General features: G+C 70.1%; 20 protein-coding genes and 2 pseudogenes. 7 read left to right on the forward strand and 15 right to left on the reverse strand.

The annotated features are described in order from the left end of the window. Positions 1 to 4: 4 nt before the first annotated feature. Positions 5 to 772: an SDR family oxidoreductase gene (locus AB0383_RS02510; RefSeq protein ID WP_364169462.1), complete on the reverse strand. Its 768-nt coding sequence runs from the start codon at positions 770 to 772 to the stop codon at positions 5 to 7. A gap of 55 nt (positions 773 to 827) precedes the next feature. Between AB0383_RS02510 and AB0383_RS02515 the strand changes: the two genes are divergently transcribed. Further along, a complete protein-coding gene (locus AB0383_RS02515) occupies positions 828 to 1,724 on the forward strand; it encodes a hypothetical protein (protein WP_366184664.1) in 897 nt (298 codons plus the stop codon). A 489-nt stretch (positions 1,725 to 2,213) separates the two neighbouring features. On the opposite strand, the pseudogene AB0383_RS02520 reads toward AB0383_RS02515, so the two are convergent. Both AB0383_RS02520 and AB0383_RS02525 read right to left on the reverse strand, forming a co-directional pair. After that, positions 2,214 to 2,858: pseudogene (locus AB0383_RS02520) on the reverse strand (hypothetical protein); the annotation flags it as partial. A gap of 100 nt (positions 2,859 to 2,958) precedes the next feature. Then, positions 2,959 to 3,399, reverse strand: coding sequence for a MarR family transcriptional regulator (locus AB0383_RS02525; RefSeq protein WP_364169467.1), 441 nt, complete (start codon positions 3,397 to 3,399; stop codon positions 2,959 to 2,961). 27 nt (positions 3,400 to 3,426) lie between these two features. Here AB0383_RS02525 and AB0383_RS02530 point away from each other — a divergent pair, with 27 nt between their 5' ends. Both AB0383_RS02530 and AB0383_RS02535 read left to right on the forward strand, forming a co-directional pair. Then, positions 3,427 to 3,783 carry an SDR family NAD(P)-dependent oxidoreductase gene (locus tag AB0383_RS02530; protein ID WP_364169469.1) on the forward strand — a complete coding sequence of 119 codons (357 nt, stop codon included), beginning with the start codon at positions 3,427 to 3,429 and terminating at the stop codon, positions 3,781 to 3,783. Further along, positions 3,738 to 3,968, forward strand: a pseudogene (locus AB0383_RS02535) (SDR family NAD(P)-dependent oxidoreductase); the annotation flags it as partial. The gene AB0383_RS02530 and the pseudogene AB0383_RS02535, both read left to right, overlap by 46 nt. Positions 3,969 to 5,046: 1,078 nt before the next feature. On the opposite strand, the gene clpB reads toward AB0383_RS02535, so the two are convergent. The 4 genes from clpB to AB0383_RS02555 form a co-directional block, all read right to left on the reverse strand. Then, entirely contained in the window at positions 5,047 to 7,641 is a 2,595-nt protein-coding gene (clpB, locus tag AB0383_RS02540; RefSeq protein ID WP_366184667.1) for an ATP-dependent chaperone ClpB, read from the reverse strand. 94 nt (positions 7,642 to 7,735) lie between these two features. Next, a complete protein-coding gene (locus AB0383_RS02545) occupies positions 7,736 to 8,923 on the reverse strand; it encodes an MFS transporter (protein ID WP_364169478.1) in 1,188 nt (395 codons plus the stop codon). Between the two features lie 279 nt (positions 8,924 to 9,202). Further along, positions 9,203 to 11,293, reverse strand: a complete 2,091-nt coding sequence (locus tag AB0383_RS02550) for an MFS transporter (RefSeq protein WP_364170704.1) — start codon at positions 11,291 to 11,293, stop codon at positions 9,203 to 9,205. 37 nt (positions 11,294 to 11,330) lie between these two features. Then, positions 11,331 to 11,816, reverse strand: a complete 486-nt coding sequence (locus AB0383_RS02555; RefSeq protein ID WP_364169481.1) for a MarR family winged helix-turn-helix transcriptional regulator — start codon at positions 11,814 to 11,816, stop codon at positions 11,331 to 11,333. Between the two features lie 374 nt (positions 11,817 to 12,190). Here AB0383_RS02555 and AB0383_RS02560 point away from each other — a divergent pair, with 374 nt between their 5' ends. The 3 genes from AB0383_RS02560 to AB0383_RS02570 all read left to right on the forward strand — a co-directional run bounded on the left by AB0383_RS02560 (position 12,191) and on the right by AB0383_RS02570 (position 15,510). After that, entirely contained in the window at positions 12,191 to 13,366 is a 1,176-nt protein-coding gene (locus AB0383_RS02560; RefSeq protein ID WP_220245241.1) for a globin domain-containing protein, read from the forward strand. Positions 13,367 to 13,618: 252 nt separating this feature from the next. Beyond that, a complete protein-coding gene (locus tag AB0383_RS02565) occupies positions 13,619 to 14,791 on the forward strand; it encodes a globin domain-containing protein (protein ID WP_366184670.1) in 1,173 nt (390 codons plus the stop codon). 11 nt (positions 14,792 to 14,802) lie between these two features. Continuing rightward, positions 14,803 to 15,510, forward strand: a complete 708-nt coding sequence (locus tag AB0383_RS02570; RefSeq protein ID WP_364169487.1) for a dienelactone hydrolase family protein — start codon at positions 14,803 to 14,805, stop codon at positions 15,508 to 15,510. Between the two features lie 990 nt (positions 15,511 to 16,500). On the opposite strand, the gene AB0383_RS02575 is transcribed toward AB0383_RS02570, so the two are convergent. The 8 genes from AB0383_RS02575 to AB0383_RS02610 all read right to left on the reverse strand — a co-directional run bounded on the left by AB0383_RS02575 (position 16,501) and on the right by AB0383_RS02610 (position 23,292). Beyond that, positions 16,501 to 16,935, reverse strand: coding sequence for a helix-turn-helix transcriptional regulator (locus AB0383_RS02575; protein ID WP_220245238.1), 435 nt, complete (start codon positions 16,933 to 16,935; stop codon positions 16,501 to 16,503). A gap of 5 nt (positions 16,936 to 16,940) precedes the next feature. After that, entirely contained in the window at positions 16,941 to 18,116 is a 1,176-nt protein-coding gene (gene dnaJ, locus AB0383_RS02580) for a molecular chaperone DnaJ (protein ID WP_364169490.1), read from the reverse strand. Positions 18,117 to 18,149: 33 nt separating this feature from the next. Further along, complete coding sequence (grpE, locus tag AB0383_RS02585; protein ID WP_364169492.1) at positions 18,150 to 18,845, reverse strand: nucleotide exchange factor GrpE; 696 nt, start codon at positions 18,843 to 18,845, stop codon at positions 18,150 to 18,152. Next, positions 18,842 to 20,704, reverse strand: coding sequence for a molecular chaperone DnaK (gene dnaK, locus AB0383_RS02590; protein ID WP_364169495.1), 1,863 nt, complete (start codon positions 20,702 to 20,704; stop codon positions 18,842 to 18,844). Before dnaK ends, grpE begins: the two co-directional genes overlap by 4 nt. 185 nt (positions 20,705 to 20,889) lie before the next feature. Continuing rightward, positions 20,890 to 21,564: an alpha/beta hydrolase gene (locus AB0383_RS02595; RefSeq protein ID WP_364169498.1), complete on the reverse strand. Its 675-nt coding sequence runs from the start codon at positions 21,562 to 21,564 to the stop codon at positions 20,890 to 20,892. 393 nt (positions 21,565 to 21,957) lie between these two features. After that, the gene (locus tag AB0383_RS02600) at positions 21,958 to 22,251 is read right to left on the reverse strand and encodes a hypothetical protein (protein ID WP_364169501.1); all 294 of its coding nucleotides are present in this window, start codon (positions 22,249 to 22,251) and stop codon (positions 21,958 to 21,960) included. After that, entirely contained in the window at positions 22,248 to 22,490 is a 243-nt protein-coding gene (locus AB0383_RS02605; RefSeq protein ID WP_366184674.1) for a hypothetical protein, read from the reverse strand. Before AB0383_RS02605 ends, AB0383_RS02600 begins: the two co-directional genes overlap by 4 nt. 28 nt (positions 22,491 to 22,518) lie before the next feature. Beyond that, positions 22,519 to 23,292 carry a DUF4097 family beta strand repeat-containing protein gene (locus AB0383_RS02610; RefSeq protein ID WP_366184676.1) on the reverse strand — a complete coding sequence of 258 codons (774 nt, stop codon included), beginning with the start codon at positions 23,290 to 23,292 and terminating at the stop codon, positions 22,519 to 22,521. 171 nt (positions 23,293 to 23,463) lie between these two features. On the opposite strand from AB0383_RS02610, the gene AB0383_RS02615 reads away from it, so the two are divergent. After that, complete coding sequence (locus AB0383_RS02615) at positions 23,464 to 24,003, forward strand: YbhB/YbcL family Raf kinase inhibitor-like protein (protein WP_364169509.1); 540 nt, start codon at positions 23,464 to 23,466, stop codon at positions 24,001 to 24,003. Positions 24,004 to 24,041: the final 38 nt, after the last annotated feature.

Here is a 24,041-nt window from a genome sequence, read left to right on the forward strand (position 1 = left end):
TACCTCACGTGCGCGAGCGGTTGCCGAACCCGGCCGACAGGCGGCGCAGCACCCCGCGCGGCAGTAGGCCGGTGACGGCGACCAGTGCCTTGTACTGCAGGCTCGGCACGGAGATCACCTTGCCACGGCGCAGGTCCGTGAGCGCTTCGTCCACGACCTGCTCGGCGCCGAGCCAGAACGCCTTCGGGCCTTCCTTCGCGAGGCCCGCGCGCTCGTGGAACTCCGTGGTGGTGAAGCCGGGGCACAGAGCCATCATCCGTACGCCGGGTGGCAGTGACGTCGCGATGCCTTCGGTGAACGACGTGACCCAGTTCTTGCTGGCCGTATAGGTAGAGCCCCGGCCGGAGAAGAAGCCGGCGACACTGGAGACGTTGATGATGTCGCCGTGGCCGCGCTCGACCATGCCGGGCAGCGCGGCGCGGGTGAGGCGCAGGACGGCGGTGACGTTCACGTCGAGCTGGCGCTGCAGTGCGTCGGGGGAGATCTTCCAGAAGTCGCCGGAGAGGCCGAAACCGGCGTTGTTGATCAGTAGGTTCACCGGTTTTTCGGTGAGCCGTTCCTCGACCTTCGCGCGTCCGTCTACTTCGGACAGATCGGCGGGGAGAATTTCCGCGTTGACTTGATGGCGTTCTGCCAATTGCTTGGCGAACGCCTCGAGGCGCTCTTGGTCGCGGGCGACGAGCACGAGGTCGTGTTTCTCGGCGGCGAGCGTGCGCGCGAACTGCGCTCCGATGCCCGCGGTGGCTCCGGTGATCACGGCGGTGGCGGTCATGGGGCGAACCTACCTGCAGTCGCGTTTGTCCCAGTGGCGAAGTATGGTCCGGCCCATGGGCAAGCACACCCAGCGAAAGCCCGGCTACCTTCCGAAGGTGGCCGCCGGTGCGGCACCCTTCGCACTGCTGCTCGCCGGCCCCGCGTCCGCGCTGGCCGATCCCACTCTTCCCCTCGACGGCCTGCCGCTGGACCTGCAGCAGCACGGCAGTCTCGACCACTCCGTGCACTCCTCGGCGGCATCGGTGGGGGTCGTGCGCGACACCTCCGTGGCGACGCGGGGGTTGCCGGTGTCGGCGGCTTCTTCCCTGACGCAGGCGGTGTCCGACACCACCGGTTACGGCCCTTCGGATTCACTCACAGCGGTGAAAACGACAAACGGCTTTTCGCAGTCACAGCGCCACGAACTCCGGGCGGGCTCGCCGGTGCGGCTGATGGCGGGGGACTCGTCGCGGGTCACGTCTTCCTCGCCGGGCTCCCGTCTTGGTGCTGCCACGGCGGAGGGCGTCTGGCTGCCCTACGGCGTCGACGTCCTCACGGATTCCTCCGGCGACGTCGGTGCCGGGCGCTTCGCCGGCGATCTCGGCAGCGGCGTGGGGGCGCACCGGACGTCCGGCCACGCCGTGGACTTCGGCGGGCTGGGTTCGGTGGTGGCCAACTCTGAGCAACACGGGACGGGTCGGTTCGTCGGCTCGCTGGATGTTTCCGACGTCGGCCAGCGACACCTCGCCACGGCAGACGTCGGGCCGGTTTCGGGCTTCCTGCTTACCACGCAGTCGTTGTCGGGCAACGGTTTCCGCGGCGAAATGGCGGCGGCGGACGCGGCTTCGGCGCGGGTTTCGACCGGGACTTCGGTTTCGCCGCGGATCGGGCAGACGCAGTCGGTGGGGGTGACGGCGTTCGGGACCCCGGTGGTGCCGGATGCAGTGTTTTCCACGCCGCCGTTGGGTTGAGAATGTTGGTGCGGCCGCCTTTCGGGGCGGCCCTTTCCGCGTGTGGGGTCAGCCTTCGTCGAAGGCCGGATCCGGGCGGGTCGGCCGCGACGGAGCCGCCGGTGCTCGGGTCGCTGGGGGTGCCGGATCTGAGGTGTCGGATGCCGGTGGTGGGTTGAGCCGGACATGAAAAACGGCCGCCTTTCGGGGCGGCCGTTTTCGCGTTCGGGATCAGTCTTCGTCGACGTCCGGGTCCGGTTTCGCCGGCGGGGTGGCCGGGACGGAGCCGTAGGTGCTCGGGCCGCTGGAGGGGGTGCGGGGCTCGGGCGGGGTCGGGGCGTCGGCCGGGCGGGTTTCGACGGGGGTCGTCGCGCGGGTGTCGACCGGGGTGGTCGCGCGGGTGTCCGCCGGGGACGGGGCGCGGGTGGCCGAGCGGGGCTCCGAAGCAGACGCCGTGGCAGCAGCCCCGGGCGCGGGGGTGCCGGCGGCGGGGGTCCAGGTGCGGCCGGTGTCGTAGTCCTCGTCGAAGGGGTCGACGATGTCGGCGATCTCGCCGAGGTCGCGCAGCAGGCGCTCGAGGCGCGACGGCCCGGCGTTGGGCACGACGCTCGCCAGGACCCACTCGTTTTCGAGCCAGGCGACGCCGACGTCGCCGCCGAGCTGGTCGGCCGCGTCGACGAGCTCCTGGGTGATGACGGCGCGGGCGCCTTCGGAGTCGTCGGCGAAGGCGTAGCGCTGGCCGATCGGGCCGAGCATCTCGGGCATGTTCTCGCGCTGGAACGGCACGCTCGACAGCCACATCTCGACCGGCACGCGGTGCGTCTTGTTGCAGCGCACGGCCACGACCGTCGCCGGGATCTGGCCTTCGGACTCGATGTCGAAGATGAACACCGGGCGGCGGCCGTCGGAGGTGAAGGTGGAGCCCGCGACGACGTTCACGGCCGCGTCGGCGCCGAAGTAGCCGATCGCGCCGCCCGACCACTGCCGGGGCAGCCGCTCGTCCTCCTCCACGAACTGCCAGCCGCGCAACTGGGCCCAGCGCATGCGCTCGCGATTGCGCGAGCCTTCCTTGGCCCGGTCGGCCGCGAGCAGGCCGAGCCCCGCCACCAGCGCGACGGCGGCGATGACGAACCAGATCCACGCCGAGATACCCACGACGGTGAGGGTATCGCTGCTCGGCCGTTACATCCGAACGCCCGCACCGTGTCGGCGCGCCCCTTTCGGGACAGCTCCCCGTGCCGGGTCGACAAATCGGTTAATCTCTGGGCTTTTTCGCGGTTCGCAGACGGTCGAGCGCCGCTTTCACGGTCGCCACGTCGTCCTTGCCCAGCGGCTCGAGCAGGTGCTCCCGCACGGCGGCGGCGTGCACGGGCCGCGCCCGCTCCGCCTCCGCCCGGCCGAACTCCGTGAGCAGGACCTCGACGCCGTCGTCCGCGGGCCGGCGCTCGACGAGCCCGCGCTGCTCCATCCGCGTCAGCTGGTGCGACAGCCGGCTGCGGTGCCAGCCCATCGACTCGGCGAGCTGGTTCTGCCGCAGCCGTCCCGCGTGGTCCGCCAGGCGCGCGAGCACGCCGAAGTCCGGATCGGACAGTCCCGTCGCCGTCGCGATGTCCTCCGCGACGCGGGCGCGCACCGACTCCGCCGCGTGCTTGAACGCGTGCCAGAACTCCAGCTCGTCGCCGGCCAGCCGATCCACAGCGGGTCACTGTACTGCGTCGTTGTCATGACAACACCTTCCGAGGTGCGGTGTTGTCATGACAACACCGACTGCCTCGTGACCGGCGCCGGCAAAGGCATCGGCAAGGCGATCGCGGCCGGCCTGGCCGCCCGCGGTTTCGACGTGTGGCTCGGCCTCCCGCGACCGGTTCCGCGGCACCGCGGCCTCCGTGCGGAGGTCGGCGGCCGCTTCGTCCGGCTCGACGCGGCTTCGGACGAGGAGGTCGCCGCCGCGGTGCGGACGATCGGCTGCCTCGACGTGCTGGTCAACAACACCGGCGCCAACACGGGCTGCCGTCCCAGGAGGACGTCGCCGCGATGCGCCAGGTCTACGAGACCAACGTGTTCGGCATCGTCCGCGTGACCAACGCCTTCCTGCCACTGCTGCGCGAATCGGCCGCCGGCCGCATCTTGATGGTCTCGAGCATGCGCGGCTCCCTCGCCGAGCCGGGCGCGTGGGCCGGGCAGCCGTCGATGCCGTACTCGAGCTCGAAAACCGCACTCAACGCTCTGACCGCCCACTACGCCCACGAACTGGCCGACACGGGCATCAAGATCAACTCCACTTGCCCCGGGCACGCGGCCACGGACTTCAACGCCTTCCTTGGCACGCGCACGCCGAAGAGGGCGCCGTGGCAGCCATCCGGCTCGCCACGGTGGGCCCGGACGGCCCGACGGGCAAGTCTTTCCACGACGGGCGCGAACTCGCCCGGTGACGCAATCGGGCCGATCACGACGCGGAGTCCGCGGGAAAGGACCACTCGCCACCGAAACACGGCACGATCGGTCCACTCGCGCCCGCTGCCGAGCACAAACGGTCCACTCGCGCCGCGCCGCGCCGCCGAGTCCGGCCGGTCCACTCGCCGTGCCGCGCGGCACGAGCGGTCCCGTCGCGCACGTCCTTCGGCGCGGTTCGAGCGGCCCTGTCGCGCGATAGCTCCGGCACCAACGGCCCGTTCACGCCACCGAACCCGCGCGAAAGGACCACTCGCCACCGAACGACGGCACGATGGGTCCACTCGCGCCCGCTGCGACGTACGAACGGTCCGCTCGCCGTGCCGCGCGGCACGAGCGGTCCCGTCGCGCACGTCCCTCGGCGCGGTTCGATCGGTCCCGTCGCGCGATAGCTCTGGCGCGAATGGGGCCGTTCACCACCCCAAGCCCGTGCGAAAGGACCACTCGCCACAGAAACACCGCACGATCGGCCCACTCATGCTGGCCGCTGAGCGCGAACGGTCCGCTCGCGCCGCGTCGTTGACGCGAATGGTCGACTCGCGCCGCCCTGTTGAGCGCGAACGGTCGACTCGCGTCCCGTCGCCGAGCGCGGCCGGTCCACTCGCGTCCCGCCGGTCAGCGCAATCGGTCCGTGCGGCGCGAGCGGTCCCGCCGAGCAACGGGCCATCGGGTCCGCGCCAGCGGTCCACTCGTGCAGCGACGGAGGTATCAACCGCCCACTCGCGCCGCCAAGCCCACGCGAAAGGACCATTCGCCCCAGAGCCGCGGCAACACCGGTCCACTCGCCCCCCAACCGAAACGAACCCCCCCGGGCCAGCCCAAACCGAACCACCCCACAAACACAGAACAGCCCTCCCGCCGAAGTGGAAGGGCCGTTCAGAACCAGCAGCCGTCAGACCCGCTCAACCGTCAGCGTGTCTCCGGCCTCCAGTTGCGGGATGTCCACCCGCACAGTGTCACCATCGCGGATGTCCCCCGACAGCAGCTTCTTCGCCAGCTGGTCACCAATCGCCGACTGCACCAGCCGACGCAACGGCCGGGCCCCGTAGATCGGGTCGAAGCCGTTCAAAGCCAGCCATTCGCGCGCACCGTCGGTGACCTCCAGGTGCAGCCGCCGCTGGGCCAGGCGCGCCGCGAGCCGGGCGACCTGGATATCCACAATGGACGTCAGCTGTTCCGTGCCGAGGGCGTGGAACACCACGATGTCGTCCAGCCGGTTCAGGAACTCCGGCTTGAACTGCCGCTGCACGCTCTCCAGCACCGCGTCGCGACGCTGGTTCTCGTCCAGGGACGGGTCGGCGATGGCCTGGGAGCCGAGGTTCGACGTCAGGATGAGGATGGTGTTGCGGAAGTCCACCGTCCGGCCCTGGCCGTCGGTGAGCCTGCCGTCGTCGAGGACCTGCAGGAGCACGTCGAACACGTCGGGGTGCGCCTTCTCCACCTCGTCGAGCAGCACGACCGTGTAAGGGCGGCGCCGCACGGCCTCGGTGAGCTGGCCGCCCTGGTCGTAGCCGACGTAGCCCGGCGGGGCGCCGACCAGGCGGGCCACCGAGTGCTTCTCGGAGTACTCGCTCATGTCGATGCGCTGCATTGCGCGTTCGTCGTCGAACAGGAATTCGGCCAGGCCCTTCGCCAGCTCCGTCTTGCCGACGCCGGTCGGCCCGAGGAACAGGAACGAACCCGTCGGACGGTCGGGGTCGGCGACACCGGCCCGCGCCCGCCGCACGGCGTCGGACACGACCTGCACGGCCTGTTCCTGCCCGATCACGCGGCGGCCGAGCTCCTCCTCCATACGGAGCAGCTTGCCCGTCTCGCCCTCGAGCAGCCGGCCGGCGGGGATGCCGGTCCACGCGCTGACCACGTCGGCCACGTCGTCCGCGCCGACCTCTTCCTTCAGCATCACGTTCTGCTGGCTGACCTCCGACGCGGCCGTGGCCGCCTCGAACTCCTTCTCCAGCGCCGGGATCCGGCCGTAGCGCAGCTCGGCGGCCTTGCCAAGGTCACCGTCGCGCTCGGCGCGCTCCGACTCGCCGCGCAGCTGCTCCAGCTGCTCCTTGAACTCGCGGACGCGCTCGATTGAACCCTTCTCATTCTGCCAACGCGCGGTCAACGCGGTCAGCGTCTCCCGCTTCTCCGCCAGCTCGGCGCGCAACGCCGACAGACGCTCCATCGAAGCGGCATCGTCCTCCTTGGACAGTGCCATCTCCTCGATCTCCATGCGCCGCACGGCGCGCTCCACCTCGTCGATCTCGACGGGGCGCGAGTCGATCTCCATGCGCAGCTTGGAGGCGGCCTCGTCGACGAGGTCGATCGCCTTGTCCGGCAGGAACCGCGCGGTGATGTAGCGGTCGGACAACGTCGCGGCGGCCACCAGCGCGGCGTCCGTGATGCGGACACCGTGGTGCACCTCGTAGCGCTCCTTGAGCCCACGCAGGATCGCGATCGTGTCCTCCGGCGACGGCTCGCCCACCAGCACCTGCTGGAAGCGCCGCTCCAGAGCCGCGTCCTTCTCGATGTGCTGGCGGTACTCGTCGAGCGTGGTCGCGCCGACCATCCGCAGCTCACCGCGCGCGAGCATCGGCTTGATCATGTTGCCCGCGTCCATCGCGCCCTCGCCGGTGGCACCGGCGCCGACGATCGTGTGCAGCTCGTCGATGAACGTGATGACCTGGCCGGCCGAGTCCGTGATCTCCTTGAGCACGGCCTTCAGCCGCTCCTCGAACTCGCCGCGGTACTTCGCGCCGGCCACCATGGACCCGAGGTCCAGGGCCACCACGCGCTTGCCCCGCAACGATTCGGGCACGTCACCGGCGACGATGCGCTGGGCCAGGCCCTCGACGATCGCCGTCTTGCCGACGCCCGGCTCACCGATCAGCACCGGGTTGTTCTTGGTCCGCCGCGAAAGCACCTGCACGACACGGCGGATCTCCGTGTCGCGCCCGATGACCGGGTCGAGCTCACCGGCGCGGGCGCGCTCGGTCAGGTCGACGCCGTACTTCTCCAGCGCCTTGAACGTGCTCTCCGGGTCGGCGCTCGTGATGCGCGCCGAACCCCGCACCTTCGCGAACGCCTCCTGCAACGCCTCCGGCGTCGCTCCGTGGCGCTTCAGCAGGTCTGCGACCTGGCCGCCCTCGGTGGCGAGGCCGACGAGCAGGTGCTCGGTCGACACGTACTCGTCACCGAGTTCGGTGGCGAGCTTCTGCGCGTGCGTCAGCGACTTCACGGCGTTCGTGTCGAATTGCGGGCTCGACACGGTGGCGCCCGTCGCGGACGGCAACGCGTGGATGATCGGGTCGAGCTCCTTGTGGACCACCTCCGGGTCGGCCCCGACCGCGGTCAGCAGTGGTGCGGTCAGGCCCTCACCCTGCGCCAGCAGGGCGCCCAGCAGATGGGCGGCCGAAACGTGCGGGTTGCCGGCCATCGTGGCCGCCTGTGCCGCCGACGAGATAGCCTGCTGGGTCTTCGTGGTCGGGTTGAAAGCGTCCATCCCTCACCTCATGCGCTCTGTGAAAAGTCTAGGTGACAGCCCTGACCGAGGACCATCGGCTTGTACAACGTCAGAAAACTTGAGTCTGTTCCGCTCAACTCTGAACCGGCGTCACCGCGTCCGCCGGAAGCCTCGGTCCCAGCCTGCCCAGGCCCGCCACGGCGAGGCAAGCGCAGGTGCCGACCAGCACCCAGGGTAACCACGTCGACACGGAGAACAACGCCACTACCGCCGGCGCCAGCACCTGCGCGACGGTGAACGCGTACTGGAACGCAGCCAGGTAGCGGCCCTTCGCTTCCGGCGGGGCCGCGGCCTCGGCGAGCGCGCCCGAGCGCGGCCCGAAAACCAGGTCGCCCGCGGCGTAGACGAGCGTCGCGGCCAGCAGGTATCCCACCTGCCAGCTGCGCGGCACGACCAGCACGCCGAGGCTGACCACGCACCACGCGGCGAAGAGCGCCGAGCCGCCGCGCATCGCCGCGACGCGGTTGAGCCGGCGCGTGAGCCGCAGCGCGACGGTGCCGCCGACGCTGGTGACCACCGTGAGCAGGAACAGGATCGCGCCCGGCAGCCAGCGCGGGCCGTGGAGCAGGTCGAGCACGAACACCGGCGTGCCGATCAGGAAGAAGTCCAGCGACAGCCCGAACATTCCGCTGAACAGGATCAACGCCAGGTACGGCCGGTTGCGGAGCACTCCGCTGCGCGCCTTCGGGTACGACGTGCGTCGCCGCTGCGGCCGCACAACCCCAGCGATGAGGACGGCGGCAACCATGAACGTCACGACGTCCACCGCCAGCGCCACGCTGTACCCGCCGTCGCCGATCCACATCAGGATCCCCGACGACGTCAGCGCGCCCAGCCCGAAACCGCCCGCCCGCACCATGCCGACCTCGGCGAACGGCCGGTCCTTCGGCACGTCGCCGGCGACGTCGGCGATCAGCGCGTAGAGCGAGCTGTAGAAGAGCTGTTGTCCGGCCGTCAGCAGGACCGCCGCCACGACGACCGCGGTGACGCCGTCGGCGATCAGATACGCCGCCGCCCCCGCCGCCTGCAGCAGCTGCGCGCCGACGATCACCGCGCGTGGCCCCGTGCGGTCCACGAGGCGGCCCGCGAGCGGCGGCACGACCAGTCCCGCCACCGTCCCGAGCGTCACGGCCGTGCCCGCCAACGCGAGCGGGACGCCGACCACGCGCGTCACGTAGACCAGCGCCAGCGGCAGGAACAGGCCGGAGCCGAAGTTGTCGATCCCCAGCGCGCACAACAACGCGACCCGGCTCCGCGTCACGTCCTGGACGCTACCGCCGGGGCAGGACCCGAGGTCAGGGCCGGAAGGAGACTTCGCGAGCCGCCGAATGCCACTGGCGGTAGAGCGGGCTCACCCCGAATCGGCGGACGGCGTCCGTCCGGTTGACCGGGGAGGGGTTCCGGGGCGGTCGCTCTAGCTTGCCGGGCATAGGAACTGCTCGCAGGCCACGCCCGACTCCTGAGCCACTCCCGCCCGCAAACGCTTGAGCCCCGGCGTAGGGGGCCGGGGCTCAAGCGTTTCTCCTGGAGGCGCGGAAAGTCAGCCGAGGTTCAACGTGCCGCTGTGGCGGGCGAACTCCGGCTCGGTCTCCAGCACCACGTCGTGGTGGGCCGGGGTGCCGAGGTTCACCGCGAGCGGCTCGGCGTGCGGCGCGTGGCCGTACGCGGTGACCGTCAGCGTGTACGAACCCGCCGGCACGCCGTCGAGGTCGTACGCTCCGGCGCTGCCGCTCAGGCCCGAGGCGACGACCTTGCCGGCGCTGTCGGTGAGCGTCAGGGCCGCACCGGCGACCGCGGCGTGGCGCCCGGCCGTGCGGACGCGGCCGGTGACGCCGCCCGTGCCGCCGAGGAGCAGGTCGTGCCACGCCGGTGTGCCGGTGAGGCGCACCGTGGACACGGCCGGCGGGAGCGAACCGGCCGTCGCGAGCAGCACGTGCTCGCCGGTCGAGCCCGCCGCCAGGGCGAACTCGCCGTTGCGGGCGCTGCGGCCGACGTCGACCTGGCGGCCCGACGCGTCGGTGAGCGTGAGCACGACACCCGAGACGGGGCGGCCGTCGGCGTCGAGGACGCGGCCGCGCAGGGCCGTCATCACGTCGGCCTGAGCCGAGGCCGACGGCGCCACGACCGGAGTGGTGTCGGCGTCGAGAGTCCGGCGCAAGGGGACCTCCTTCATGAGAACCACCGCCAGCAGCGTCACGACGGCGATGAAGCCGGCGAACAGGAACACCGTGCCGGTCGCGTCGCCGAACGCCGCGCGGACGATCGGCTGAAGCGCGGCGGGCAGGCCGTCGATGTCGAAGGTGCCGCCACCGCCGTGCACCGCGTCGCCGGCCGGGAGGCCGAGGCTGGTCAGCGATGACGTGATGTTGGTGGCCACCTTCGCCGACAGCACCGCGCCGAGCGCCGAAACCCCCGCCGCACCGCCGAGCGAGCGGAAGAACGTGACCACCGACGACGAGGAACCCATGTCCTTCATGGCCACGGTGTTCTGCACGACGAGCACCAGGTTCTGCAGGAGGAACCCGAGCCCGATGCCGACCATGGCGAGGTACCCGCCCATCAGCGTCAGGTTCGTCGTGTGATCCACCGTGCTGAGCAGGAAGAGCCCGGCCGGCAGCAAGATCCCGCCGGCGATCATGAACGGCTTCGTTCGGCCCGTGCGCGAGATGACCTGTCCGGCGGTCGTCGACGCGACGGCCAGGCCGAGCACGAGTGGCAGCGTCATCAGGCCCGCGTGCGTCGGCGAGAAGCCGCGTGAGATCTGGTAGTACTGCCCGAGGAAGACCGAACCGCCGAACAGCGCGGTGCCCACGGCCAGCGAGCCGAGCACCGAAAGCGTGAAGGTGCGGTTGCGGAACAGGCGCAGCGGCACCACCGGCTCGGCTGCGCGCGATTCCACGAGCACCGCCAGCGCGAGCGCCACGACAGCGCCGCCGACGTACGCCACGCTCGTCCACGAAGCCCAGGCGAAGGTCGAGCCGGCCAGGGAAACCCAGATCAGCACCAGGGCCACGCCACCGACGAGCAGGGTCGCGCCCAGCCAGTCGATGCGCACCTTGCGCTTGAGCACCGGCAGGTGCAGCGTGCGGCCGAGGACCACGAACGCGATCACGGCGATGGGCACGCAAACCCAGAAGCACCAGCGCCAGCCGAGCGGCGAGTCCACGATCAGGCCGCCGATCAGCGGCCCGGCGGCAGTGGCGACAGCGAAGACCGCGCCCGTGTAGCCCGAGTAGCGGCCGCGTTCGCGCGGGGCGATCATCGCAGCGATCACGACCTGGATCAGTGCCTGGAGGCCACCGAGGCCCACACCCTGCAGCGCGCGGAACGCGATCAGTTCCGGCATCGACTGCGAGATGCCGCCCAGCGCCGAGCCGATCGTGAAGATCACGATCGCCAGCTGGTACAGCAGCTTCTTGCTGAACAGGTCGGACAGCTTGCCCCAGATCGGGGTGGTCGCGGTCGACGTCAGCAACGTCGCGGTGACCACCCACGTGTACTGGCTCTGGGAACCGTGCAGGTCGGCGAGGATGGTCGGCAGCGCGTTGGACACGATCGTCGACGACAGGATCGCCACCAGCAGGGCGAGCAGCAGGCCCGAGAAGGCCTTCATGATCTGCCGGTGGCTCATCTGCTCACCGGCGACTTCGGTACTCACTTGCGTTTGGTCACTTCCCGACTTCCGCTTGGTCCGCGGCGCACTCGGGGGGCCCGAGCACGGTGCGAAGACCGTCGTTCAATTCCGCGAGCCGGGTCGTCAGGTCGGCGATCCGCTCCTCGTCCCAACCACCGAGGGCCTTCTCGAAGAACGCGATGTAGCGATCCCGCCACTTCTCGACCTCGGCGAGGCCCTTCTCGGAGATGCTGATCAGCGACGCGCGGCCGTCCTCCGGGGCGGGGCGGCGGTCGACCAGGCCGGCGGCCTGCAGCTGCGAGATCTGGCGGCTGACCACCGAGAGGTCCACAAGCTTGCGCTTGGCCAGCTCGGAGGGCCGGGCTTCACCGTGCTTCGCGAGGTCCGACAGCAGCATCCCGGCGGCCGGGTGGAGGCCGGGTTCGGCTTCCCAGGCCTGCATGATCCACAGGTGCTGCAGCTGTGAAGCGGACCGGAGCTCGCGCATCAGTTCGACCCTGACGTCGTCGGCAGAGCTCATGGGCTTTCCTCCCGGGCCGGACACTGTTCGAGCGCCCACTTGGTTGTGCCATACAAGTTTATTGTTGATGGTTGCGTAGGGCAACTATCTATTCGGTGACTTGCCCCACGCCCGTCAACCTGCCGGTAACCCGACCGGAGCAACGTTGCTGGCAAAGGGCCGCAGGGCGGCTACTCTGCGGACGAGCCGCAGTCAGGGGACGCAACGACAACGTCCTGAAGACTATTGAGGGGAACGAGGTGGGACAGTGGTGAATTCCCTCGGCACCGACCGCAGAGGCCGGCCCGAGCCGGAGTGCCGCCACAGGCCCGCCACTCGCCCGTGATCGCTCCGCCTGAGTCCCCGAACCGCCCCCGACCTGCGAACGACACTCGATGACAGCCGATTCGATCAGCCCGATCCCCCGCTCGGCGGCGCCGCGCGAGACGCCTGCCGCCGTGGCCGCGATGGTGCGGCTGATCCGTGACACGTGGGCGATGTCCGAGCCCTTCATCCCGGAGATCTCGCAGTTCTTCTACGGGATGCTGTTCACGCTCGCCCCGGTCACGCGCGACTTCTTCCCCATCAACATGGAGGTGCAGCGCGGGCGGCTCGTGCGCGCTCTGGTGCACATCGTGCAGATGGTGGACCGGCCCGACGACCTCGTGCCGTTCCTGCGCCAGCTCGGGCGCGACCACCGCAAGTTCGGCGTGATCCCGCGGCATTACGAGGCCGTGGGCACGGCGCTGCTGGCCGCGTTGAAGAACCACCTCGGACCTCAGTGGACCGCGCCGGTGGAGCGGGCGTGGGCCGAGGCGTTCACGATCGTCGCGCGCGCGATGCAGGAGGCCGCGGCCGCCGACGTGAACCCGGCATCGTGGCACGCGACCGTGGTCGAGCACCGGCGGTTGACGTGGGACCTGGCGCTGGTGCGGCTGCTGCCCGAGCAGCCCGTGCCGTACCTGCCGGGGCAGTACATGAGCGTGGAGGTGCCGCAGCGGCCTCGGCTGTGGCGCTACCTCTCGCCGGCCAATGCGCCGCGAGAGGACGGCGGCATCGAGTTCCACGTGCGCGCCGTCGACGGTGGCTGGGTCTCGCGCGCGATCGTGAGCCACACGCAGCCCGGGGATGTCTGGCGGCTCGGCCCGCCGCTGGGGCGTATGGCCGTGGACCGCGAACGGTCCCGCGGTGTCGTGATGGTCGCGGGCGGAACCGGTGTCGCGCCGTTGCGCTCCATTCTCGACCACCTGGCGATGTGGGGCGAGAACCCCAAGACGCGGCTGTTCTACGGCGGGCCGGCGCGGGAGGACCTCTACGACCTCGAGGAGCTGCGCGCGCTGTCGTCCACGAACCCGTGGCTGACCGTGGTCCCGGTCGTCGAACGCGGCGACCATCTGCCCGGTTGCGAGCAGGGGACCTTGGCGGAAGCGGTTACGCGGTACGGAGCTTGGCCCGACCACGACATCCTCGTGTCGGGTTCTCCCTCGATGATTCGCGCGACGGTTTCCCGCATGTTGGTCGCCGGCAGCGTGCTGGGCCAGATCCAGTACGACCCGTTCACCATCGACTGATCCGCGGTGGGCGGTTATCGGCCCACGAAAAGCGTTCTCTGCCAAGGGAAACCGCCGAAGATCCTTTTTACAGAGCGCCAGATCGGGTTTACCAGCAGTGTTGAGAATTGCTCCGTTCGAGCGGGAACGGCGTTAACTACACCCGTTTTTCTCCAGTGGCGCCTACAGTCGGGATTCCTCGGGGGCGGCACGCGTACGCAAAGCCGCGTGAACACTGAAACCGCTTGGCATGACTGGAGAAAACCGTTCCCGATGAGTGCTGAATCCGTGAAGATCGACCTTGCTCCCGCCGCGGTACGCAGACCACTGCCCGGTTCCGAGACGGCGCGGGTGATCCGCGAGAGTTTCGCACTGGTGGAACCGAAGGCCGAGGAGCTGGCGCAGTACTTCTACGGGGCGCTGTTCGTGGTCGCGCCGGATGCCCGAGATCTGTTCCCGGTGACGATGACCACACAGCGGAGCAGATTGTTGCGGGCGCTCGTGTACGTGGTGCAGATGGTGGACAGACCTGACGAACTCACCACGTTCCTCGGTCAACTGGGCCGCGACCACCGGAAGTTCGACGTGGTGACGCGTCACTACGACGCCGTCGGAACCGCGTTGATCAGCGCGATGAAACGGTTTCTCGGCAAAGGGTGGACGCCCGAGGTGGAAACGGCGTGGACGTCGGCGTACCAGTTGATCTCCGAGACGATGCGCAAAGCCGCGGCGCAGGAGACGGGGCCCGCGTCGTGGAGCGGCACGGTGCTGGAGCACCGGAAACTCTCGGCTGACGTCGCCCTGGTGCGCGTGCGTACGGAGCAGCTGCTGCCGTACCGCTCCGGCGGCTACGTGAGCGTCGAGGTGCCGCAGCGGCCGCGGCTGTGGCGGTACCTGTCCATGGCGACGGCGCCGCGCGACGACGGCCTGCTCACCTTCCACGTGCGCGCGGTCGCCGGCGGGTGGGTCTCGCGGGCGATCGTGAACCACACGCACGCCGGCCACGTCTGGCGGCTGGGACCTTCATTGGGCGCGCTGTCCGTCGTGCCGACCGCCGACCAGCGGCCGCTGCTGATGATCGCGGGCGGCACCGGCGTCGCGCCGCTGATGGCGATCCTCGACGACTTGTCCCGCTGGAAGCGCAACCCGCCCGTCCACCTCTTCTTCGGCGGCCGCAAGCCCGGCGATCTGTACGCGCTCGACGAGCTGCGCCGCCTGGCCGTCACATCGCCGTGGCTCACCGTCACCCCCGTCACCGAACAGGGCGCCGTCCCCGGCGGCGACCGGGGGACGCTGGCCACGGCGGTGACGCAGCGTGGCGCCTGGAAGGACCGCGAGGTGCTGGTGGCGGGCTCACCGGACATGATCCGCGGCACGATCGCGAAACTGCTGGCCGCGGGAGTGGACCTCGAGCGAATCCGGTATGACCCGTTCACCTTGGACTAATGTGCTGGTCCATGGAGATCACGATCCCCACCCCGGCCGGCGACATCGACGGCTACCTGGCAACACCGGCCGGCCCCGGCCCCTTCCCCGCCGTCGTGATCATCCACGACGCCATCGGCCTGACCAAGGACGCGCGCAACATCACCGACCGCTTCGCCGCGGCGGGTTACCTGGCGCTCAGCCCGAACCTGTATTCGCGCGGCGGCATGTTCCGCTGCGTGCGGCAGGTCTTCAAGGACATGTTCGCGCGTAGCGGCCGCGCCTTCGACGACATCGAGGCAGCGCGCGTGCTGGTGTCTTCGCGGGACGACTGCTCCGGAAAGGTCGGCATCGCCGGCTATTGCCTGGGCGGCGGCTTCGCGCTGGTGGCGGCTTCACGGTCGTTCGACGTTTCGGCGCCGTACTACGGCCAGCTGCCGAAGGATTTGTCCGTTTTGGACGATGCTTGCCCGGTGGTGGCGAGCTTCGGCCGCCGAGACCCCTCGCTGCGCGGCGCGGCCGCGAAGCTCTCGACGGCCCTGACGGAACGCAACGTGCCGCACGACGTGAAGGAATACCCCGACGCGGGGCACAGCTTCGCGAACAAGATGGGCCCAGCCCCGGTGGCGGCCTTCGCGAAGGTGGTGGGGTTCGGGTACCACGAACCTTCGGACCGCGACGCTTGGCAACGCGTGATGACGTTCTTCGGGGAGTACCTGAAACCGCCGTCGGAAGCCTGACGCTGCCTGGCTTCATTGCTGCACGAAAGGTCCCCACGCGGCCGCGAACTCGACGCGAATGGACCACTCGCGCACGGTTGACGGGCGCCAATGGCCCAGTCGCGTCCGCGCCCCGCGGCCAGGGGACCGCTCGCGCCGCAGACGGTGTGCGACGGGACCTCCCTGCACCGCCGACAGAGCTCGAAAGGGCCGGCCGCGGATCAACGCGAAGGGACCGCTCGCAACCACGGCACCGGTGCGAAAGGTCCCCTCGCGCAGGCTCGCGCGGTATGAACCGGTCCACTCGCGCGCTTCAGCAGAACCCGCCCGCCCCCACACGGCGCGACGGGACCAATCGCAGACCTTCAACTGGCGCCAACGGTCCACTCGCATCCGCACCCCATGGCGAGGGGACCGCGCGCGCCGCAGATGGCGGGCGATGGGGCCGCCTGCGCCGCCGGAAGAGTGCGAGGGGACCGCTCGTGCCGGGCAGTGCGGCGGTGGCGAGGGGACCGTTTGCACCGCCGGAAGAGCGCGAGGGGACCGCTCGCGCCGCACACGGCGGGCGATGGGGCCGCCTGCGTCGCCGGCGGGGTGCGAAGGGTTCCCTCGTGCCGAGCGGTGCGGTGGTGGCGAGGGACCGCTCGCGCCGCAGATGGCGCGCGGTGGGACCGCTTGCGCCGCCGGGAGAGTGCGAGGGAACCGCTCGCGCCGCACACGGCGGGCGATGGGACCTCCTGCATCGCCGGCAGGGTGCGAAGGGTCCCCTCGTGCCGAGCACTGCGGCGCGAGAGGTCCAGTCGCGTACCTGCCACGGCGCGAATGCACCACTCGCAGGCCCGCCTGGGAGCGAAAGGGCCACTCGCGCCGCTGTCAGCGCGCGAAGGGACCGGTCGCGGACCGAAACGAGAGGACCGCGCGCAACCGCGGCCACCCGCGCAACCGCGCCCAGACGCGAAACAGCCCCTCCACCACCGAACCCGGTGACAAAGGGGCTGTCCCACAAAAACCTCAGCGGCGCTTCGGCTTCCACACCACCAAAGACGTCTGCTGCCTCATCGGCACCAGGTCCTTCCGGTACGAAGCGTGCACCGCCGCGGCGGCTTGTTCGGCGGCGGCGTACGCGGACGCCAGCTCCTCGGTCAGCTCGTGCACCCGCGCCCGCAGGGCGTCGACCTGGTTTTCCAGCTCGATGATCCGCTTGACGCCCGCCAGGTTGACCCCGTCCTCCTGCGAGAGGCGCTGGACCTCGCGCAGGAGGGCGATGTCGCGCATGGAGTAGCGCCGGCCGCCGCCGGAGGTGCGGCCCGGGGAGACCAGGCCCTGGCGGTCGTAGGAGCGCAGGGTTTGCGCATGGAGGCCCGAGAGCTGGGCTGCCACGGAAATCACGAACACGGGGGTGTCCTCGTCCGCGCCGTGCGGGAGTCCCGGGATTCCGCCGAACATCACCCTCACCTGCCTTCGAGCAGCTCGGTCACCTCAGGCCGCGGGTCGTGGCCCTTCATCGCCTCCGCGTAGGCCTCGAGGGCCTCGCGCGCCTTGTCGTCCAGCTTGGCGGGGACCGACGGCTGCAGGGTCACGAGCAGATCACCCTGCGAACCGTCCCGCTTCTGAATGCCCTTCCCTCGCACTCGCAACACTCGGCCACTCGCGGTACCCGCGGGCACCTTCAACGACACCTTGCCCTCGAGCGTCGGCACCGTGATCGTGGTGCCCAGCGCGAGCTCGGTGAAGTCGACCGGCACGGTCAGGGTCAGGTCGAGGTCCTTGCGCCCGAACAGCTTGTGCGGTGCCACGTGCACGCGCACGTACAGGTCACCGGCCTGCGCGCCACCGCGGCCGGGTTCGCCCTGGCCCGCCAACCGGATCCGCTGGTCGTCGTCGACGCCCGGCGGGATGCGCACGGTCAGCGTGCGGGTGCGGGTGCTGATGCCTTCGCCGCGGCACTCCGGGCACGGGTCGTCGATGATCTGGCCGCGGCCGCGGCAGTCGCGGCACGGCTCGGAGAACGCGAACGCACCCTGGCTGCGGCTGACGAGACCCGAACCGCCACACGTCGGGCACTGGCGCGGCGACGTGCCCGGCTTCGCGCCGTTGCCGCCACACGTCGAACACGTCGCGGGGCTCGACAGCCGCAGCGGCAGGGTCGCGCCCTTGACCGCCTCGGTGAAGTCGATCCGCACGTCGGTCTCGACGTCGGCGCCGCGCTGCGGCCGGTTGGCCGACGCGGCCCCGCCGGCCCGGCCCTGACGGCCGAAGATGCCGCCCAGGATGTCGCCGAGCCCGCCGAAACCGCCCTGCTGGGCAGCGCCGGCCTGGCCGAAGATGTCGCCCATGTCGAAGCTGCCCGTACCGCCGGCGCCACCCGGGAACCCGCCGAAACCACCGGAGCCGAAAAGGCGCTGGGCCTCGTCGTACTCCTTGCGCTTGGCCGGGTCGGACAGCACGCCGTACGCCTCGGACACGGCCTTGAACTTGTTCTCGGCCGTGGTGTTGCCCGAGTTGGCGTCCGGGTGGTTCTCCTTGGCCAGCTTGCGATACGCCTTCTTGATCTCGTCCGCAGTGGCGTCGGAGGAGACACCCAGCTCTTTGTAGAAGTCCTTGCCCATCCACTCCCGAGCACTCATCGGGTGCCTCCTCCTTTCGCTACGAAACGGTTGTTACTGCTGGTTCGGCTCATCGATCGACCCGTCCAGCGGCAGCTCGCCGCCGACGGGCGGGTCGACCGGTGCCGCGGCCGGCTCGTGGTCGGTGACCCCGACCAGCGCCGCCCGCAGGACCCGGTCGCCGAAGCGGTAACCGCGGCGCATGACCACGGTGACCGTCGGACCAGCCACGTCCGGCGAGGTGTTGTGCTGCACGGCCTCGTGCACGCTCGGGTCGAAGGGTTCGCCCTCCGCGCCGAACGACTCGAGACCGGCGCGCTGCAAGCCGCTCACCAGCTTGTCGCCGACCGCCTTGAACGCACCGGTGAGGTCACCGTGCTGCTCCGCCCGCTCGAGGTCGTCGAGCAGAGGGAGCAGCTCGCCGACCACCGACGCCTTGGCGCCCAGCACCACGGCCTCGCGGTCGCGGTCCACGCGCTTGCGGTAGTTGGCGTACTCCGCCTGCAGGCGCTGCAGGTCGGCCGTGCGCTCGGCCAGCTGCTTCTCGACGTCGGACGCGACCGTGACCGCGTCGTCCACCGAGTCGCCGAGCGAGGGGCCCGCGTGGTGCGCGGGCGCCTCGTCGACCTGAACTTCTTCCGGGGCAGGAGGACGAACCTCACCGGTCTGCGGGTCGACCCGCCGCCGGTCACGCACGACCACCGGTTCCTCGGGGCCCCGGCCCTCGGCTTCGGAGTGTCGTGGGGTCACTTCTTCTCGTCCTCTTCCACGATCTCGGCGTCGACCACGTCATCGGCCTTGTCCTGCGCCCCACCGGCGGAACCGGCGTCGGCACCCGGAGCGGCACCGTCGGCACCGGCGTTCGCACCCTGGTTGGCGTAGAGCGCGGTGCCCAGCTCCTGCGAAGCCGTGTTCAGCTTCTCGATGGACTCGCGGATCTTGGCCGAGTCGGTGCCCTTGAGCGCCTCGTTGGCCTCGTCGATGGCGGTCTTGACCTTGCCCTTGAGCTCCTCGGGCAGCTTGTCCTCGTTGTCCTTGACGAACTTCTCGGTCTGGTAGACGAGAGTCTCCGCCTGGTTGCGGGTCTCCGCTTCCTCGCGGCGCTTCTTGTCTTCCTCGGCGTGGGCCTCGGCGTCCTTGACCATGCGGTCGATGTCGTCCTTCGGCAGCGCGGAGCCACCGGTGATCGTCATCGACTGCTCCTTGTTCGTGCCCAGGTCCTTCGCGGTCACGTGCACGATGCCGTTGGCGTCGATGTCGAAGGTGACCTCGATCTGCGGCACGCCACGCGGGGCCGGCGGAAGACCGGTCAGCTCGAACATGCCGAGCTTCTTGTTGTGCGCCGCGATCTCGCGCTCACCCTGGAACACCTGGATCTGCACCGACGGCTGGTTGTCGTCCGCGGTGGAGAAGATCTCCGAACGCTTGGTCGGGATCGTGGTGTTGCGCTCGATGAGCTTGGTGAACACGCCACCCTTGGTCTCGATGCCCAGCGAAAGCGGGGTCACGTCCAGCAGCAGGACGTCCTTGACCTCACCCTTGAGCACACCGGCCTGCAGCGCGGCACCCACGGCCACGACCTCGTCCGGGTTCACGCCCTTGTTCGGCTCGCGCCCGCCGGTCAGCTCCTTGACCAGGTCCGACACGGCCGGCATGCGGGTAGAACCACCCACGAGCACGACGTGGTCGATGTCGCCGACGGCGATGCCCGCGTCGCGGATCACGTTGTTGAACGGGTTGCGGGTGCGCTCGAGCAGGTCCGCGGTGATCTTCTGGAACTCGGCGCGCGAGAGCTGCTCGTCGAGGAACAGCGGGTTCTTGTCCGCGTCGACCGTGATGTAGGGCAGGTTGATACCGGCGGAGTTGGAGCTCGACAGCTCGATCTTCGCCTTCTCGGCCGCCTCGCGGATGCGCTGCAGGGCCATCTTGTCCTTGGTCAGGTCGATGCCGTTGGAGGCCTTGAACTTGTCGACCAGCCACTTGACGATGCGCTCGTCCCAGTCGTCACCACCGAGGTGGTTGTCACCGGAAGTCGCACGCACCTCGACGACACCCTCGCCGATCTCCAGCAGCGACACGTCGAACGTACCGCCACCGAGGTCGAAGACCAGGATGGTCTGTTCCTTCTCGCCCTTGTCCAGGCCGTACGCCAGCGCGGCGGCGGTCGGCTCGTTGACGATGCGGAGCACGTTCAGGCCGGCGATCTGCCCGGCCTCCTTGGTGGCCTGCCGCTGGGCGTCCTCGAAGTACGCCGGCACGGTGATCACCGCGTCGGTGATCTCCTCGCCCAGGTACGACTCGGCGTCGCGCTTCAGCTTCATCAGCACGCGCGCGCTGATCTCCTGCGGCGTGTAGTTCTTGCCGTCGATCTCGGTGTTCCAGTCGGTACCGATGTGCCGCTTGACGGACCGGATGGTGCGGTCGACGTTCGTGACGGCCTGGTTCTTCGCCGACTGACCGGTGAGCACTTCACCGTTCTTGGCGAACGCGACGATGGACGGGGTGGTCCGGGAGCCTTCCGAGTTGGCGATGACCGTCGGCTCGCCGCCCTCAAGGACGGCTACGACCGAGTTGGTCGTGCCGAGGTCGATGCCGACCGCTCGCGCCATGGTGCTTCCTCCTGTGTTGGCAGCTCTACTGCTATGTTCGTGACCTGCACGTTTCGGGTCCGCCTTGAGCGGACCCCTGGCAAGTTCTATCGGTCTCCCGCGAGCTTCGTCAAGCCAGACTTGAGTCAGCTGCACTCAACCTTCGTATCAGCCTAACGACGGGGTAGTGGCTCTTGTTCCCGGGCTCACCGGCAGATCGTGCCGCGAGGGGGTGTGAGGCCGCTCACCAGGTACTTCGTCTCCGCCGCTCGCGCGCACGCGGAGTTCAGCAGGCCGGTGTGGCCGTCGTCGAGGCGCGTCAGCAGCACCGAGTTCTCGACGTCCGCCGCGAGCCCCCTGGCCCACGCCAGCGGCGTCGCCGGGTCGTGGGCACCGCCGACGACGAGGATCGGTGGAGCGCCGTGCACCCGCTCGGGGTGCGGCGGGTTCCGAGCCGGCAGCGGCCAGCCCGCGCACCCGCTCGCGAAGTCCCACCACTCCGAGTAGCGCCAGCTGTGCGGGGCGACCGTCTTGACCACGGCAGCCGTCGCGCGCAGGTCCGCGACGCCGGTGAAGGGCGACGGGAAGTCCTGGCAGCCGATGGCCCGGTACATGCCGTAGCTCGGGGAGAAGAACTGCGCCGCCGAGGTCAGCTGGGCGGCGTCCGTGCTCGCGGCGGCCAGCGCGCGGCCGAGCTCGGGCCACTGGTCCCTTATGTAGAGGTAGCCGTAGACACCCGAAGCCGGCTCTTCGCCGGTGGCCGCGCACCCGAGGCCGCTGGACCAGACTCCGTGGGCGAGCAGGTCGTCGTAGCGGGCCAGCACGTCCTGGCCGTGAAGCGCGCAGTCGTCGACCCGAACACCACGACGCGAACCGCACAAGCGAGTCCTCCGTCGCTGCCGCCTCTTCCAACATCGACTGCCGCGCCGACCGACGTGGTCGAGCGCACCGCACTCGGCCTCGATCCGCCAGGTGCGCGGCTTGGCCATGGAAGTGGTTGTCAGCGCAGGAGTAGATACCTGTGGGCGGGTTCGTTCGCCGAGCCCGATCGGATCTCACCTGGTCGGGTTGTGGACAACTACCCCTGTCAGGCTCGCTGTGCCCAATTTTGTCGGCGGTGGCGGATAAAATGGACATGGGCACGCCCCCCAAGGGAGGGAGGGGGCTGTGAGTCTCGCAGGCGGTGCTCGAAAACGACCTCGTGGCGAGAGCAGACGGCGCCGCCGAGCCGCGCGAGCCACTCGTGTTTTGAGGCTGCTGTGCCTGCACCACTGCTATGCCCCGACCGCGGTCTGCGACGCGTGCGCCACCACCGCCGCCGATCCGCCGGGCCTGCCCGGCTTGATCAGCAGCGAGCCGATCCGGTGCGCCGGGTCGGTGGCCGGCAGCCGCACCACACCGAGCCGCGCCGTTCCCGAGCCGGAGCCGGAGCCGATCGGCACGTCGACGAACCCGCACTCGGCGGTCGGTTCCTGCGAGGTCGGGCACGGCGTCCACGTGGTCGACGCCGAAGCCGGCACCGCGAGCAGCGGCAGGAAGAGCAGGACAGCGGCAGCGATCAGCTTCATGCCGGACGAGCCGCGGCCACCGGCCGAAGAGCGCCGTGGGACCCCTCGTCCCGCACGATCACCGTCTCCGCCAGCCGCACGTCACCGGCCGGCACCGTCACCTGGACCACCGCGACGGGCGTGGGTGCCGGCGTCGACGCCTCGGGCTTGGCTGCCAGGCCCAGGCTCGCCGTCACGACGAACGCCCCCACGGCCCCGGCCAGCACGGCCGCCAGCACCCGGTTCTCGATCTTGCGCATGTGAATGTTCCCCCGAAAGTGTGGTGGTTCAGGCGGCCTTGACGGTGACGCTGCCGCTGGAGGTGTTGAGGTCGAGCGTCTTCGTCTCGCCGGCGTTGTTCGACGTGGGGATCTGCACGGTCCGGTGCCCGCTGTCGGTGTCCCCGATCACCCGGTACGACCCGTCCGGGACCCGCACGTCGACGCTGCCGGAGTCGGCGTGCACCTTCACGTCGTTGGGCGTGGTCAGGGCCAGCTCGACGCTGCCGCTGTCGGCGGAGACGTCGACCGGCCCGCGCACTCCGTCGGCCTTCACATGGCCGGAGTCGCTGTGCAGCTGCACCGGCCCGACGTTCTGCAGGTCGATCGAACCGCTGTCGAGGCGCAGGTTCACCAGCCCCGCGACGTCCGCCACGCGCGCGTGGCCGGAGTCGGCGGTGACGTCGACACTCGCGACGCCCGTCACGTCCAGCGAACCCGAGTCGGACTGGCCCGTGACGGGCAGCCCGGCCGGCACGACGACGTCGAAGTCGGCGGTGCAGTTGCGGCCGCAGTCGCCGAGCACGAGCTGGTCGCCCTCCACCCGGAAGGCGTCACCCGGCTCGCCGCGGAAGTTGTAGTGCAGCTTCTGGTGCACGGAGATGGGGCCGGAACCGGTGCGGATCCGGATGTCGCCGGAGTTCGCGTCGAGCTTCACGCCGCGGATCTGCTGCGAGACCGTCGCGCTGCGCTCCACCGTGCTGCCCAGCCCCCAGCCGAGCGCGATGGCCACTCCCACGCCGATCAGAACTACGCCACCCAGTGCCAGAAGCGGGCGTGCCATGGTGTCCGTCCCCTCAGTACCGCTCATCCGTCTTCCGCAAACGGTAGGAGGGGCACGGGTGCCGCGACATCCGGTAAACCCCCCGAAACATCCCTGAGGTGCCGGGGTCCGGGTCAGGGTCATAGCCTGGAGCCGACTGGACTTCCAAGATCAACGCGTTCAGGAGGATTGATGCCTCAATCGCCCAATCCCTACGATTTCCTGCCGTCCGTGCCGTCGTTCACGCTGCGCAGCACGGACATCGCCGAGGGCGAGACGCTCGCGACGCCGCACCTGTCCGGCATCTTCGGCGCCGGTGGCGAAGACCGGTCGCCGCAGCTGTCGTGGGAGGGCTTCCCCGAGGGCACGCGCAGCTTCGCGGTCACGGTGTACGACCCCGACGCCCCGACCGCGAGCGGTTTCTGGCACTGGGCCGTGTTCAACGTCCCCGCGTCGGTCACCGAGCTGGCCGCCAACGCCGGCGACGCGAACGGCTCCGGCCTGCCCGAGGGCGCTGTCACTCTGAAGGGTGACGGCGGCGTGAAGCAGTTCCTCGGCGCCGCCCCGCCGCCCGGGCACGGCCCGCACCGCTACTACTTCGTGGTGCACGCGCTCGACGTCGACTCCCTGGAGATCGACGGCGACGCCACGCCCGCGTTCCTCGGCTTCAACCTGTTCGGCCACACCCTGGCTCGCGCCACGATCACGGCGGTCTACGAGAACAAGGGCTGAGTTTCACCGATAGCAGGGCCACCGCGGGTTCGCTCGCG

Source organism: Amycolatopsis sp. NPDC051373, assembly GCF_040689465.1.
Lineage (GTDB): Bacteria > Actinomycetota > Actinomycetes > Mycobacteriales > Pseudonocardiaceae > Amycolatopsis.

Bases quoted from the DNA above. Each gene is read 5' to 3' on its own strand.
- AB0383_RS02510 (WP_364169462.1), bottom strand. From the start codon at position 772: ATGACCGCCACCGCCGTGATCACCGGAGCCACCGCGGGCATCGGAGCG.
- AB0383_RS02515 (WP_366184664.1), top strand. From the start codon at position 828: ATGGGCAAGCACACCCAGCGAAAGCCCGGCTACCTTCCGAAGGTGGCC.
- AB0383_RS02530 (WP_364169469.1), top strand. From the start codon at position 3,427: ATGACAACACCTTCCGAGGTGCGGTGTTGTCATGACAACACCGACTGC.
- clpB (WP_366184667.1), bottom strand. From the start codon at position 7,641: ATGGACGCTTTCAACCCGACCACGAAGACCCAGCAGGCTATCTCGTCG.
- AB0383_RS02550 (WP_364170704.1), bottom strand. From the start codon at position 11,293: ATGAGCCACCGGCAGATCATGAAGGCCTTCTCGGGCCTGCTGCTCGCC.
- AB0383_RS02555 (WP_364169481.1), bottom strand. From the start codon at position 11,816: ATGAGCTCTGCCGACGACGTCAGGGTCGAACTGATGCGCGAGCTCCGG.
- AB0383_RS02560 (WP_220245241.1), top strand. From the start codon at position 12,191: ATGACAGCCGATTCGATCAGCCCGATCCCCCGCTCGGCGGCGCCGCGC.
- AB0383_RS02565 (WP_366184670.1), top strand. From the start codon at position 13,619: ATGAGTGCTGAATCCGTGAAGATCGACCTTGCTCCCGCCGCGGTACGC.
- AB0383_RS02570 (WP_364169487.1), top strand. From the start codon at position 14,803: ATGGAGATCACGATCCCCACCCCGGCCGGCGACATCGACGGCTACCTG.
- AB0383_RS02575 (WP_220245238.1), bottom strand. From the start codon at position 16,935: ATGTTCGGCGGAATCCCGGGACTCCCGCACGGCGCGGACGAGGACACC.
- dnaJ (WP_364169490.1), bottom strand. From the start codon at position 18,116: ATGAGTGCTCGGGAGTGGATGGGCAAGGACTTCTACAAAGAGCTGGGT.
- dnaK (WP_364169495.1), bottom strand. From the start codon at position 20,704: ATGGCGCGAGCGGTCGGCATCGACCTCGGCACGACCAACTCGGTCGTA.
- AB0383_RS02600 (WP_364169501.1), bottom strand. From the start codon at position 22,251: ATGAAGCTGATCGCTGCCGCTGTCCTGCTCTTCCTGCCGCTGCTCGCG.
- AB0383_RS02605 (WP_366184674.1), bottom strand. From the start codon at position 22,490: ATGCGCAAGATCGAGAACCGGGTGCTGGCGGCCGTGCTGGCCGGGGCC.
- AB0383_RS02610 (WP_366184676.1), bottom strand. From the start codon at position 23,292: ATGGCACGCCCGCTTCTGGCACTGGGTGGCGTAGTTCTGATCGGCGTG.
- AB0383_RS02615 (WP_364169509.1), top strand. From the start codon at position 23,464: ATGCCTCAATCGCCCAATCCCTACGATTTCCTGCCGTCCGTGCCGTCG.